Consider the following 13,857-nt stretch of genomic DNA (forward strand, 5'->3'; position numbering starts at 1 on the left):
GCTTCGGACCCGCGTCAGTCCAGCCCCACCTGGGCCATGAAGTCCACGCTCTTGAGGCGTCGTCCCAGGTGGTGGGCGATGAAGACGTTGAGCAGTCCGCGCGCGCGGGCACGAAGGTCCGCGGGAAGCGGCGTGCGGGCCCCTTCCTGGAGCGCTCGCAGCCCGGACAGCAGCGCGGACGGGACGAGCACCGCCTCCCGAGCACGGGCGCTGCACGGCTCGCACACCGCGCCCCCGTGCGCCTGATCGAACCGGGGCCGCTCACCGGGCGCTCCGCCACACAGCGAGCACGCATCGAAGCGTGGCATCAGGCCCGCGTGGGCCAGCGCCGCCAGCTCGAAGGCCAGGAGCGACGTGGGCCCCGCCTCCTTCGCATCCAGGCGGCCCAGGTAGCCCTCCAGCAGGATGAAGAGCTCCGGGTGCGGTTCGTGGTCGCGCGTCAGCTCGCGGCACAGCTCCACCGCGTACAGGGCCCGGGCGATGAGCGACAGGTCCTCGCGCGCGGCGTAGTACCCGGCGACGATGTCCGTGGAGTCCAGCCGCACCGTGGAGCCGCGCGTCTCGACGATGTGCACGCGCAGCCGCATGAACGGCTCCAGCGCGCCCGCGAAGCGCCGCTTGCTCTTGCGCGCCCCCGCGGCGAAGGCCGTCAGCTTCCCATGCTCGCGCGTCAGCAGCGTGACGAGCCGGTCCGACTCGCCGTAGTCCACGGTGGACAGCACGAGCGCATCGTCGTCGTAGCGCTCCATGGCGTCATTCAACGCGCGAGCGGAGAAGGAAGCTTCCCGCTCAGCACGAGGAACACGTAGAGGCCCAGCGCCAGGGCCACCAGGAGGACGGACAGCCCCACGTAGGCCCGCTTGCGGCGCTCCTGCTCCAGCTGCGCGGGCGACGGCGCCGGCACCGAGCGGTCCACCTCCTCGTACCGGAGGATGGCCTCCTCGGGGGACAGGCCAATCACCTGGGCGTAGGCCTTGATGTAGTTCACCACGAAGATGCGCGAGGGCAGCCGCTCCACCTGCCCTGCCTCGAGCGCGGCGATGAGCGTCGGGGGAATCTTGGTCTCTCGCGCGACATCCTCGCGAGACATGCCTCGAAGCTCCCGCTGCTGGCTGAGGTACTTGCCGAAGTCGACGTGGTCCACGGTGCGCCCAGATAGCAGAAGACTAGAGCTTTTCGAGCAGCCTTCGGCAGTCGTCCTTCAGCTCCTGTTCTCCCGCCTTCGCCTTGGCCTCGCAAGTGGAGAAGGCCTGCCGGGCCCCTTCCGCCTGCCCCTGCTTCGCCAGGCACACGCCCTCGCGCATGTGGGCATCGGCCGCGTCCGGGCAGTTCTCGCGGTAGCGGGAGAAGTTACGGCACGACTCGTCCAGCTTGCCCGTCTCGTCGAAGATGATGCCCAGGTTGCGGTAGCCCATGCAGAAGCCGGGGTTGGTCGTCACCGCCGCCTTGAGGCTCCCCACGGCCCGCTGCGTGTCGCCCTTCTTGTAGAAGGCCCAGCCCATGTTGCCCTGCGCGATGTACGGCGTCACGTAGAGCATGTCGTTGAGGACCTGCTCGTACAGCTTGATGGCCTCGTCGTAGCGCCCCTGGTCCAGGTGCACGTTGGCCAGGTTCGTGCGGGCCTCGGAGAAGGTGGGACGCACCTTCAGCGCGCGCTCGTAGTGGCCAATGGCCTCGGCCGGGCGCGCGAAGACGAGGTGCAGCAGGATGCCGATGGCGTTGTTCGCCTCCGGATAGTCGGGATCACTCTCCAGCGACACCTGCAGCTCGCGCAGCGCGTCCTGGACGTGGCCTTGCTGCTGGGCCTGGAGCGCCAGGTCGTAGTGGATCTCCGCCTTGCGGCGCTCCTTCTCCGTGGGGACATGGGCACAGCCGGCGAGCGCGAGCACGAGCGCGAGTGGGCGGAACGCGGAGGCGAAGCGGAGCATGGGGCGGTTCTCGACGACGGGGGTGAGCAAGACTCAGAAGGCCGCGAGGAAGCGGCCCAGGGTGGTGGTGACGTTCTTCTTCTCTTCGGCGCGAGCCTTCACCGCGGGCACCAACGTGGGGTCCTTGAAGAAGACCGGCAGCGTCTTGAGCCACTCGTCCTGCTGCTCCGGGGGCTGACCGCGCCAGTTGGCGTCATCCATCATGAAGCCGAGCGACTCGACGAAGGCGAGCGCGTCCGACTCGTCCTCGCGGTACTCGTCCGCCGTCGTGTTGCGGCGGCCGGACAGGTACACCGCGCAGTCCTCGGCCTCCGACAGGTAGAGGTACACGAAGACGGCCGCCCCCTGCCCTCCGCGCAGCCCCACGACGAACGCCTGCGCCGGCCCGGCCTGCTTGCCGGGGATGGCCACGTGCGGCGTGTTGAGCGAGGTGTGCAGCGCGAGGATCTGCTCGCGCGTCGCGGGAAGGCCGCGGTAGCGCTCATCCAGGTTGAACACGTCGTGTCTCCGAGAGTCTCGCCCCTCAGCGCGTGGTGAGGGTGAACTCCTGCGTGATGTCCTTCGACTCCGCCGCCGACGTCTGGAAGCGGATGAGCGGGTTGTCGATCATCACGTTGCCACCGCCCTCGTTGCCCTCGCCAATGATGACCCGGAACAGGTGCTTGGGCGAATCGCTGCGCTTGGAACCGGTGGAAATCTTCCGGGCCATCAGCATCACCTGGTTCGCCCCGGGCTTGAGGTGCTGGGTGATGTCCGCGACCACCTGGTCCTCGTTGCCGCGCAGCTTCCGCAGCCACCGGGAGTTCACGTACACGTCGATGTCGTACTCCGTCATCCCAGGCACCGTCTGCTCCGTCACCAGCCAGTAGCGCTGGGTGATGCGCGTCGGATGGGTGGCCGTGGCCACCGCCGGCTGGGCCGAGGCCATCCCCGCCGTGGGCACCGCCTGCGCCGCCGGAGCCGCCGTGGCGGCGCCACCCGCGGGGACGGCCTGCGCGGCGCTCAGCGTGGGGACCGCGGCCTGGGCGGGAGCCGCCGGAGCGGGCGTCGTCACCGTCGAGACGCGGTAGCCCGCCGCCTCGATGTGGACGTTGCCGGACTCGTCGATGCGGACGGTGGCCTTCTCGAACTTCTGGTTGGTGACGCCGTCGATCAACACGCCGTTGAGATAGACGGAACCCGCCAGGGTGCTCAGCGGGGCCAGCGCCACCAGGGTGGCGACGAGCGCCGCGCGCGAAAAGGGACGATGCATGGGTTCACTCCTCGGAATCTTCAACAGTCCCGGGCACTTGCAACGCTTAGCGCACCCTGGGGACCGGGACAAGGCGCACATGCCTCCGCTTGGAGCGGCCATGGCGCGGCGAGATTCACACGGGGTGTATCAAGGCGTGGAAACGGCGTCCGCCTCGCGCTGGGCGAGCGCCCAGTCTCCGCCCAGGCCATGGCCCTCGCGGAAGCGGCGGAAGTCGCGCCGGACGGCCCGGGGGTAGCGCCGGAAGCGATCCAGCTCGCCCTGCTTGATGGCATTGCGGATGCGGGTGGGGCCGGCGTTGTAGGCCATCAGCGCCAGCTCCAGGTCGCCGCCGAAGCGGTCCTGCAGCGAGCGCAGGTAGCGGATGCCCAGCCGCACGCACAGCGCCGTGTCGGCCGTCACCTCTTCCCGGGAGAGGCGAAGGCCCTCCTTCTCCGCCAGGAAGTGGAGCGTGCTGGGCTTGATCTGCATCAGCCCCCGCGCGCCCTTCTCGGACACCGCCTCCTCGGCGAAGTCCGACTCCACGTCGATGAGGGCCAGCACCAGGAGCGGATCATACCCCGCCGTCCGGGCCTCTTCGGCGATGGCGTTGCCGAGCTGCCGGCGCAGGGTGAGGCCCAGGCCCGGAGCGCGCCGCGCGAGCACGAGGTCGATGAGGGACGCCTCCGGAGAGGGGCTCTCGGCGACCACGCGCTCGGACAGGACAGGCTGGACCGAGCGCTCCTCCAGCAGCGGCACCAGCCGCGCGGACACGACGAGCGCCACCCCCGCCAGCAGGGGGAGTCGGGAACAGCCTGAGCTCAGAGCGTGGAGAGATTCGAAGAAACGCGTCGCGAACGACCTCCCGCCCGTGGGGGCGGGAGAAGTCACTTGCGTTGCTCCAGGGCCTGGATGCGCTCGGCCACGCGCTCCAACCGGGAGCCGAACGCCTGGAGCTCCTCGCGACGGGGCAGCTTCATCCGGGTGAGGGCCGTGCGAACCCGGTCCTCCACGTTGTGCTCCAAATCCCTACGGTGGCCGGCCAGGCGGTCCGAGAAGGCCTGGGCCTGGCGCTTCACCTCGTCCTGGCTCCAGCCGGCCACGGACGCCACCTTCTGCACCGCGCGGGAGGCCTCCTCCTCGGCCGTGCTCACGGCGAGGAGCGCCTGACTCCAGATGCGCTCAAAAGTTTCCGCGACAGGGTTCTTCTCTCGGGGGGCCTCGGGCTTGTTGTCCAATCGGTCTCTCCGGGAGGGGGTGTACCAGACCCGTGGGCCTGGAACAGTCGAACGGACCTGCCACGTAATCACACCCCCAGGGTGAAGGAAACGAGAACGAGCCCCCTCCCCTGCCTCATGTCCACTCGTGGAGTGGGAAGGGGGCACCATGCGTCAACCACGCATCGCTGTTCAGGCGCGGGGGGAGGAGTCCGTGCCCTTCGAGGCACCCGAGCGTCGGATGGGCTTCAAGAGCGAGTCCACCTTGCGCGACAGCTTGGACAGCTCCTTGTTGAGCTCCTGCAACTGCGACTGGCTGGCCACGCCCACCGCGCCCACCACCTTGGTCTGCAGCCCGTCCAGGCGCTTCTTCAGCTCGGCGCCGGCCGCGTCCACCTTCTTGCCCAGCTCCTTCACGCGCGGGTCCGTCAGGAGCTCACCGGCCTGGAACTTGGTCCACAGGGCCTGGGCCTCCTTCGTGGCCTCCTGACGGCGGGCGTCCAGCGCCTTCACCACCTTGCCCGCCTCACCCTCCAGCTCCTCGATGCGCTTCTGCGCCTGCGCGAGCTGGGCCTTCAGGAAGACCTCCACGTTGGAGAAACCGCTCTTCGCCGCCTCGGCGCTCGCGTCCACCGCGGGGGTCGTCTCCTCGTGCTTCGTCTCCGCCTGCTTCGTCGTGGCCATGTGTCGTCCTCCCCTTTTCACCCGGCATCGCCGGGCAGTAACCCAGTGAGTCAAAAACTCTCCGCGCAAAACATAACGCGGCGCGCCATGACCGTCAAGGACGACGTCCCGGAAAGCCCGACTAACTGGGTCTGAAAATGAAACCGCCGCCCCGGCACGAAGACCGGAGCGGCGGGAGGACTGCACCCAGGCTCGCCCGAGGGGCGGCCTGGCGAGCGCTAGGCGGCGCCCGTCGTCTGGGTGCCTTCCGGACGGGGAGCCGGAGCGGACAGGGGCCCACCATCGCCGTGGGCACCGGCCAGCGCGGCCTCCATCTCGTTGACCTCGTCGGTCGGGCTCTCCACCTCGATGTCGAGGTGCTTGTAGTTCGGAAGACCCGTACCGGCGGGGATGAGCCGACCCATGATGACGTTCTCCTTGAGGCCGCGCAGGTAGTCCACCTTGCCGTTGATGGCGGCCTCGGTGAGCACCTTGGTGGTCTCCTGGAAGGAGGACGCCGAGATGAACGACTCGGTGGAGAGCGAGGCCTTGGTGATGCCGAGCAGCAGCGGCTCACCCACGGCCGGGCGCTTGCCCTCGGCCATGATCTTCTCGTTCTCCTCCTCGAACACCCACTTCTCCACCTGCTCGTCGACCAGGAAGTTGGTGTCGCCCACATCCGTGACGCGCACCCGGCGCAGCATCTGCCGGACGATGGTCTCGATGTGCTTGTCGTTAATCTTCACGCCCTGGAGGCGGTAGACCTCCTGCACTTCGTCCACCAGGTAGCGCGCGAGCTCCTTCTCGCCCAGCACCTTGAGGATGTCGTGCGGGTTGGCCGCGCCGTCCATCATCGCCTCGCCGGCCTTCACGCGGTCGCCGGAGTGGACGCTGATGTTCTTGCCCTTGGAGATCAGATACTCCTTGGCCAGGTCCGTGCGCTGCTCGCCGTTCACCTCGGGGGTGATGATGAGCTTGCGCTTGCCCTTGGTGTCCTTGCCGAACGACACCACGCCGTCGATCTCCGCGATGGCCGCGGCATCCTTCGGCTTGCGCGCCTCGAACAGCTCGGCCACGCGGGGCAGACCGCCCGTGATGTCCTTCGTCTTGGTCGTCTCGCGCGGCACCTTGGCGATGACCTCGCCCGGGTGGATCTCATCGCCGTCGTTGACGGTGATGATGGAGCCCTGCGGCAGGAAGTAGCTCGCCGGGTTGCGGGACGAGGGCAGGTCCTTCGTGTTGCCCTGGGCGTCGCGGATGGAGACGCGCGGACGCGCCTCCGGGTCCTTCGACTCGATGACCGTCTTGCGCGACAGACCCGTCACCTCGTCCAGGGTCTCGGACATCGTCACGCCTTCGATGATGTCCTCGTAGCGCACGGTACCGCCCACCTCGGTGAGCAGCGGGATGGCGAACGGATCCCACTCCGCCAGCAGCGTGCTCGCCTCGATGCGCTGGCCTTCCTTCACCAGGATGCGGGCGCCGTAGATGACCTGGTAGCGCTCGCGCTCGCGGCCGGAGTCGTCGACGACGACCAGCTCGCCGTTGCGGTTCATCGCCACGAGCGTGCCGTCCGTCTTCTGCACCGTGATGAGGCCCGCGAACTTCACGCTACCGGCGTACCGGTTCTCCAGGCTGGACTGCTCCGCGCGCCGCGTCGCCGCACCACCGATGTGGAACGTGCGCATCGTCAACTGCGTACCCGGCTCACCGATGGACTGCGCCGCGATGACACCCACGGCCTCGCCCACGGACACCTTGCGGCCACGCGCCAGGTCACGGCCGTAGCACTCCACGCAGATGCCGCGCTTGGCCTGGCACGTGAGCACCGAGCGGATCTTCACCTTGTCCAGGCCGCTGTTCTCGATGCGGCGGACGCGGTCCTCGTCGATCTCCTCGTTGGCGCGCACCAGCACCTCGCCCGTGACGGGGTCGAGGATGTCGTCCAGGGCCACGCGGCCCAGGATGCGCTCGCCGAGCGGCTCGATGATCTCACCACCCTCGACCAGGGCCCCGATGAACAGACCGTCCATGGTGCCGCAGTCGTACTCGTTGATGATGGCGTCCTGCGCCACGTCAACGAGACGGCGGGTGAGGTAACCAGAGTTGGCCGTCTTGAGCGCCGTGTCCGCCAGACCCTTGCGGGCGCCGTGCGTGGAGATGAAGTACTGGAGCACCGAGAGACCCTCGCGGAAGTTCGCGGTGATGGGCGTCTCGATGATTTCGCCGGACGGCTTCGCCATCAGTCCGCGCATACCGGCGAGCTGACGGATCTGCTGGGCGCTACCACGCGCGCCCGAGTCGGCCATGATGTAGATGGGGTTGAACGACGGCTGCTTGCGCGACTCCCGCTTGCCGTCCTTCTCCCGCGAGGCCTCCTCCTGGGAGATCTGCTGCATCATCTCCTGGGCGACCTTCTCCGTCACCTCGGCCCAGATATCGATGACCTTGTTGTAGCGCTCGCCGTCGGTGATGAGACCCTCGAGGTACTGGTTCTCGATCTCCGACACCTCCTTGCCCGCGTAGTCCAGGAACTCCTGCTTCTTCGCGGGGATGATCATGTCCTTCAGCGCGATGGAGATACCGGCGCGCGTGGCGTTGAAGTAGCCGAGGCTGCGGATGCGGTCCGCGAGCAGCACCGTCTCCTTCTCGCCGGTCAGGCGGTAGCAGAGGTCGATGAGGCCGCCGAGCGACTTCTTGTCGAGCACCTTGTTGATGGCGTCGAAGCCCACGCGGCGGGGAACCACCTCCCACAGCAGGACACGGCCGACGGTGGTCTCCTTGCGCTTGCCGTCGATGCGGCAGACCACCTTCGCCTGCAGGTGCACCTCGCCGTGGTCATACGCGGCGCGGACCTCGTCGGGCGAGCTGAACACGCGGCCCTCGCCGTTGGCGAACTCGCGGGCGCGGGTCATGTAGTAGATGCCGAGCACCATGTCCTGCGTCGGGACGATGATGGGCTTGCCGTTCGCGGGGCTGAGGATGTTGTTCGTCGACATCATCAGCACGCGGGCCTCCATCTGAGCCTCGATGGAGAGCGGCACGTGCACGGCCATCTGGTCACCGTCGAAGTCGGCGTTGAACGCCGCGCAGACGAGCGGGTGCAGTTGGATGGCCTTGCCCTCGATGAGCACGGGCTCGAAGGCCTGCATGCCCAGGCGGTGCAGCGTGGGCGCGCGGTTGAGGAGCACCGGGTGCTCGCGGATGACGTCCTCGAGGATGTCCCAGACCTCGGGACGCTCCTTCTCCACCATCTTCTTCGCCGACTTGATGGTGGTGACGTAGCCCTTCTCTTCGAGCTTGTTGTAGATGAACGGCTTGAACAGCTCGAGCGCCATGATCTTCGGCAGGCCGCACTGGTGCAGGCGCAGCTCGGGACCGACGACGATGACGGAGCGGCCCGAGTAGTCCACGCGCTTGCCGAGCAGGTTCTGACGGAACCGGCCCTGCTTGCCCTTGAGCATGTCGGACAGCGACTTGAGCGGGCGCTTGTTGGGGCCCGTGATCGTCTTGCCGCGGCGGCCGTTGTCGAACAGCGCGTCCACGGCCTCCTGCAGCATCCGCTTCTCGTTGCGGATGATGATGTCCGGAGCGTTGAGCTCCTGCAGGCGCTTGAGACGGTTGTTGCGGTTGATGACGCGGCGGTACAGGTCGTTCAGGTCGGAGGTCGCGAAGCGGCCACCGTCGAGGGGAACGAGCGGGCGCAGGTCCGGCGGGATGACCGGAATCACGTCCAGCATCATCCACTCGGGCTTGTTGCCGGAGACGCGGAACGCCTCGGCCACCTTCAGGCGCTTGGCGTACTTCTTCCGCTTCGCCTCGCTGGTGGTCTCGCGCATGTCCTTGCGCAGCGCCTCGGACAGCTTCTCCACGTCCAGGCCCTTGAGCATCTCGCGGACGGCCTCGCCGCCCATGCCCGTGGTGAAGGAGTCCTCACCGTGCTCCTGGTAGAGCCGGTGCATCTTCTCCTCGCTGATGAGCTCACCGGCCTGCAGCGGCGTCGACTTGGGGTCGAGGACGATGTAGCTCTCGCAGTAGAGGACCTTCTCCAGCTCCTTGAGCGTGATGTCGAGCAGGTTGCCGATGCGGCTGGGCAGCGACTTGAGGAACCAGATGTGGGCCACCGGCGTGGCCAGGGTGATGTGACCCAGACGCTCGCGGCGGACCTTCGACTGGATGACCTCCACGCCACACTTCTCACACACCACGCCACGGTGCTTCATGCGCTTGTACTTGCCGCAGTTGCACTCGTAGTCCTTCACCGGCCCGAAGATGCGGGCGCAGAACAGGCCGTCACGCTCCGGCTTGAACGTGCGGTAGTTGATGGTCTCGGGCTTCTTCACCTCACCGTGCGACCACTGGCGGATCTTGTCGGGCGACGCCAGCGCGATGCGAATGGCGTTGAACGACAACGGGTCCTTCGGCTTCTCGAAGAAGTTGAAAATGTCCTTCACGTTGCCTCCGAAATCTCGTGAGGCGTCCCCCGTGGGGAACGCCAGCTGATTCGGGCCCCCGCCCCGGACCCGGCCGCGCCCACCCCCTCACGGGGTGGCGGGCGGCCGGTCAGGCGGGCGCGCCGGCTCTAACTCAGGCCTCGGTCCCGGTCTTGCGCTCCTCGCCGTCACCGCCGCCGAGGAAGTCGCCGCCGAAGCTGCGCTGCCGCTCCGGGGGGGCGCTCTCAAGCAGCTCGACGTCCAGCGCGAGCGACTGGAGCTCCTTGAGGAGCACGTTGAACGACTCGGGCAGGCCGCTCTCCAGGACGTTGTCGCCCTTGACGATGGCCTCGTACATGCGCGTGCGGCCCACCACGTCGTCCGACTTGACGGTGAGGAACTCCTGCAGCGTGTACGCCGCGCCGTAGGCCTCCATCGCCCAGACTTCCATCTCGCCCAGACGCTGACCGCCGAACTGCGCCTTGCCGCCCAGCGGCTGCTGGGTGACCAGGGAGTAGGGCCCGATGGAGCGCGCGTGGATCTTCTCGTCCACCAGGTGGTGCAGCTTGAGCATGTACATCACGCCCACGGTGACGTTCTGGTCGAACGGCTCACCCGTGCGGCCGTCGAAGAGCACCATCTGGCCCGTGCGGGGCAGCTTGCCCTCGTCGAGCAGCTGGTGGATCTCCAGCTCCTGGGCGCCGTCGAACACCGGCGTCGCCACGTGGATGCCGCGCTTGGAGCGACGGCACAGCTGGCGGATCTCCTCCTCGTCCAGCTTGTCGAGGAACGCCGCGAACGGGGTCTCCGCGCCGTAGATGACCTTGAGGCGCTCCTTGATGGCCTCCGCGCCCCAGTTGTCCTCCACGTAGCGCTGCAGCGCCTCGCCGGTGCCCTTGGCGGCCCAGCCCAGGTGCGTCTCGAGGATCTGCCCGATGTTCATGCGGCTGGGAACGCCGAGCGGGTTGAGGACGATGTCCACCGGACGGCCGTCCTCCAGGTACGGCATGTCCTCCTCGGGGAGGATGCGGGACACGACGCCCTTGTTTCCGTGGCGGCCGGCCATCTTGTCGCCCACGGCCAGCTTGCGCTTGATGGCGACGTACACCTTCACCATCTTGATGACGCCCGGAGGCAGCTCGTCGCCCTTCTTGATGCGGGCGATCTTCTCGCCGAAGGCCAGCTTCACGGCCTCCTTCGTCTCCTCCAGGTTGCGCAGGATGTCGCGCACGCGGGAGTCGAGCGGGTCGCCGACGGAGATCTCACCCCAGTACTTGTAGGGCACCGTGGCCAGCAGCGCGTCGTCGAGGATGTCCCCCTTCTTCAGGAGGATCTTCCCCTTGTCGTCCACGAGCTTGCCCTGGACCTCCTTGCCGCGGACCAGCGCGCGGATGCGGCCGATGGCGCTGTCCTGGAGGACCTTGATCTCGTCGTTCTGGTCCTTGAGGAGCTTCGCCTCCTCCATGGACTCGATCTGCTTGGCGCGCTCGTCCTTCTCCACGCCCTTGCGGCTGAACACCTTGGCGTTGATGACGGTGCCCACCACGCCCGGGGGCACGCGCAGGGAGCTGTCACGCACGTCGCCGGCCTTCTCGCCGAAGATGGCTCGCAGGAGCTTCTCTTCGGGAGACAGCTGGGTCTCGCCCTTCGGGGTGATCTTGCCCACCAGCACGTCGCCGGGCTTCACCTCGGCGCCGATGCGGATGATGCCGCTCTCGTCCAGGTCCTTGAGGGCCTCCTCACCCACGTTCGGGATGTCGCGGGTGATCTCCTCCTTGCCCAGCTTGGTGTCGCGCGCGATGCACTCGAACTCCTCGATGTGGATCGACGTGAAGACGTCGTCCTTGAGGATGCGCTCGCTGATGAGGATGGAGTCCTCGAAGTTGTAGCCCTGCCACGGCATGAACGCGACGACCACGTTCTGCCCCAGCGCCAGCTCGCCCGTCTCGGTGGCCGGGCCGTCGGCGATGACGTCACCCTTCCGGACCTTGTCGCCCTTGCTGATGATGGGCTTCTGGTTGAGGCAGGTGTTCTGGTTGGAGCGCTGGTACTTGAGCAGGTTGTAGATGTCGACTTCGCTCGACACGTCGCTCAGCGAGGCCGGCACGTCCGCCTTCACCACGATGCGGCCGGCGTCCACGCTCTCCACCGTGCCGTCACGGCGCGCGACACACGTCACGCCCGAGTCGCGCGCGACGATGGCCTCGATGCCCGTGCCCACCAGCGGAGCGCTGGTGCGCAGCAGCGGAACCGCCTGGCGCTGCATGTTCGAGCCCATGAGGGCGCGGTTGGCGTCGTCGTTCTCCAGGAACGGGATGAGCGACGCGGCCACCGACACCAGCTGGTTCGGCGACACGTCCATCAGGTCCACGTCCTCGGCGCGCGCCTGGACGAACTCACCGCCGCGGCGGCTGGACACGAGCGCGTTGACGAACTTGCCCTTCTTGTCCGTCTCCGCGTTCGCCTGCGCGATGGTGTGCTTCTCCTCCTCGAGCGCCGAGTAGAAGGCCACGTCCGTCGTCACCACGCCGGCGTCGACCTTGCGGTACGGCGTCTCCACGAAGCCGAACTCGTTGACGCGCGCGTAGGTGGACAAGGACGCGATGAGGCCGATGTTCGGACCTTCCGGCGTCTCGATGGGGCAGATGCGGCCGTAGTGCGTCGGGTGGACGTCGCGGACCTCGAAGCCCGCGCGCTCACGCGTGAGGCCGCCGGGCCCGAGCGCGGACAGACGACGCTTGTGCGTGACCTCGGACAGGGGGTTCGTCTGGTCCATGAACTGCGACAGCTGGCTGGACCCGAAGAACTCCTTGATGACCGCGGTGACGGGCTTGGCGTTGATGAGGTCGTGCGGCATGAGCGTCTCGATCTCCTGGAGGCTCATGCGCTCCTTGATCGCCCGCTCCATGCGAACCAGACCGATGCGGTACTGGTTCTCGAGCAGCTCGCCCACCGCGCGCACGCGCCGGTTGCCGAGGTGGTCGATGTCGTCGATGGTGCCCTTGCCGTTCTTCAGATCGATCAGGTAGCGGATCACCTCGAGGATGTCCCGCTTGGTGAGGATCTGCCCGTCGAGCGGCTCCTCGAGGCCGAACTTGAAGTTCAGCTTGAGGCGACCCACCTTGGACAGGTCGTAGCGCTCGGGGTTGAAGAACAGGTTCGTGAACAGGTTGATGGCCGTCTCGGGCGTCGGCGGATCGCCAGGACGCAGACGACGGTAGATCTCCATGATGGACTGCTCGGGCGTCTCGAGCTTGTCCAGCATGAGCGTCTCACGCAGGTAGGGACCCACGTTGAGGTTGTCGATGAAGAGGACCTTGAACTCCTTGATGTTGCGCTTGAGGAGCTCGTCCACCTTCTCCTGCGAGACTTCCTCGTTGCACTCGAGGATGACCTCGCCGGTGTTCTCGTCCACCACGTCGTACGCGGACACCTTCGTGAAGAGCTCGTCCGCGTCGATGGGGAGCGTCTTCATCTTCGCCGCCTCGAGCTTCTTGATGGCGACGCGGGTGAACTTGCGGTTCTTCTTGACGATCAGCTCACCCGTCTTCGTCTTGATGTCGCGGGTGGCGCGCTGGCCCGGGAGCAGCTCCAGCTCGACGCTCTTCTCGAAGTCCGTCGCGCTCTGGAGGTAGATGGTCTCCGTGGCGTAGTAGTAGTTGAGGATCTCCTCGGTGGAACCCTTGAACTCCAGCGGGTTCTTCTTCGCGGTGTCGCTGACGGCGCCCAGGGCGCGGATGAGCACCGTGGCGGGCAGCTTGCGGCGCCGGTCGATGCGCACGTACAGCAGGTCCTTGTGGTCGAACTCGAAGTCGATCCACGAACCGCGGTAGGGGATGATGCGCGCGTTGTAGAGCAGCTTGCCCGACGAGTGGCTCTTGCCCTTGTCGTGGTCGAAGAACGCGCCCGGGCTGCGGTGCAGCTGGCTGACGACCACGCGCTCCGTGCCGTTGATGATGAAGGTGCCGTTCTGGGTCATCAGCGGGATTTCCCCGAAGTAGACCTCCTGCTCCTTCACGTCGCGGATGGACTGCGCGCCGGTCTCCTCATCCTTGTCCCACACCACCAGGCGGACGACGACCTTGATGGGCGCGGAATAGGTCATGCCACGCTGGTGGCACTCATCGACGTCGTACTTCGGCTTCTCCAGGTGGTAGCTGACGAACTCCAGCGACGACGTCTCGTTGAAATCCCGAATCGGGAAAACCGAGTTGAAGACACCCTGAAGGCCGATGTCCTCACGCTTCTCCGGGGCGATATCGGCCTGGAGGAACTTCTCGTAGGACTGCTTCTGGATGTTGATAAGATTGGGAATGTCGATGATCTTCGCGATCTTCGCGAAGGTCTTCCGCACGCGGAAATTGTTCTGGATCTGCGTCGGCATT

10 protein-coding genes are annotated in these 13,857 nt (G+C 67.0%); all 10 read right to left on the reverse strand.

The window, feature by feature from the left end; translation table 11 throughout:
• Positions 1-14: 14 nt before the first annotated feature.
• The 10 genes from recO to rpoB all read right to left on the reverse strand — a co-directional run bounded on the left by recO (position 15) and on the right by rpoB (position 13,856).
• Positions 15-749, reverse strand: coding sequence for a DNA repair protein RecO (gene recO, locus VZQ01_RS00575; RefSeq protein WP_141326210.1), 735 nt, complete (start codon positions 747-749; stop codon positions 15-17).
• Positions 750-757: 8 nt separating this feature from the next.
• The gene (locus VZQ01_RS00580) at positions 758-1,144 is read right to left on the reverse strand and encodes a helix-turn-helix domain-containing protein (protein ID WP_223751559.1); all 387 of its coding nucleotides are present in this window, start codon (positions 1,142-1,144) and stop codon (positions 758-760) included.
• Between the two features lie 22 nt (positions 1,145-1,166).
• Positions 1,167-1,928, reverse strand: coding sequence for a social motility TPR repeat lipoprotein Tgl (gene tgl / locus VZQ01_RS00585; protein WP_141326208.1), 762 nt, complete (start codon positions 1,926-1,928; stop codon positions 1,167-1,169).
• A 33-nt stretch (positions 1,929-1,961) separates the two neighbouring features.
• Positions 1,962-2,426, reverse strand: coding sequence for a social motility and stimulation tgl protein (locus VZQ01_RS00590; RefSeq protein ID WP_426746645.1), 465 nt, complete (start codon positions 2,424-2,426; stop codon positions 1,962-1,964).
• Positions 2,427-2,451: 25 nt separating this feature from the next.
• Positions 2,452-3,180: a hypothetical protein gene (locus VZQ01_RS00595; protein ID WP_426746646.1), complete on the reverse strand. Its 729-nt coding sequence runs from the start codon at positions 3,178-3,180 to the stop codon at positions 2,452-2,454.
• A 129-nt stretch (positions 3,181-3,309) separates the two neighbouring features.
• Positions 3,310-4,050, reverse strand: a complete 741-nt coding sequence (locus VZQ01_RS00600; protein WP_426746647.1) for a lytic transglycosylase domain-containing protein — start codon at positions 4,048-4,050, stop codon at positions 3,310-3,312.
• A complete protein-coding gene (locus tag VZQ01_RS00605) occupies positions 4,047-4,397 on the reverse strand; it encodes a phasin family protein (RefSeq protein WP_141326205.1) in 351 nt (116 codons plus the stop codon). Before VZQ01_RS00605 ends, VZQ01_RS00600 begins: the two co-directional genes overlap by 4 nt.
• 171 nt (positions 4,398-4,568) lie before the next feature.
• Positions 4,569-5,060 carry a hypothetical protein gene (locus tag VZQ01_RS00610; RefSeq protein WP_223751556.1) on the reverse strand — a complete coding sequence of 164 codons (492 nt, stop codon included), beginning with the start codon at positions 5,058-5,060 and terminating at the stop codon, positions 4,569-4,571.
• Positions 5,061-5,278: 218 nt separating this feature from the next.
• Positions 5,279-9,493: a DNA-directed RNA polymerase subunit beta' gene (gene rpoC, locus VZQ01_RS00615; protein WP_141326203.1), complete on the reverse strand. Its 4,215-nt coding sequence runs from the start codon at positions 9,491-9,493 to the stop codon at positions 5,279-5,281.
• Positions 9,494-9,626: 133 nt separating this feature from the next.
• Entirely contained in the window at positions 9,627-13,856 is a 4,230-nt protein-coding gene (rpoB, locus tag VZQ01_RS00620; RefSeq protein WP_223751555.1) for a DNA-directed RNA polymerase subunit beta, read from the reverse strand.
• Position 13,857 lies beyond the last annotated feature (1 nt).

It is taken from the genome of Myxococcus faecalis, assembly GCF_050039385.1.
Taxonomy (GTDB): Bacteria; Myxococcota; Myxococcia; order Myxococcales; family Myxococcaceae; genus Myxococcus; species Myxococcus fulvus.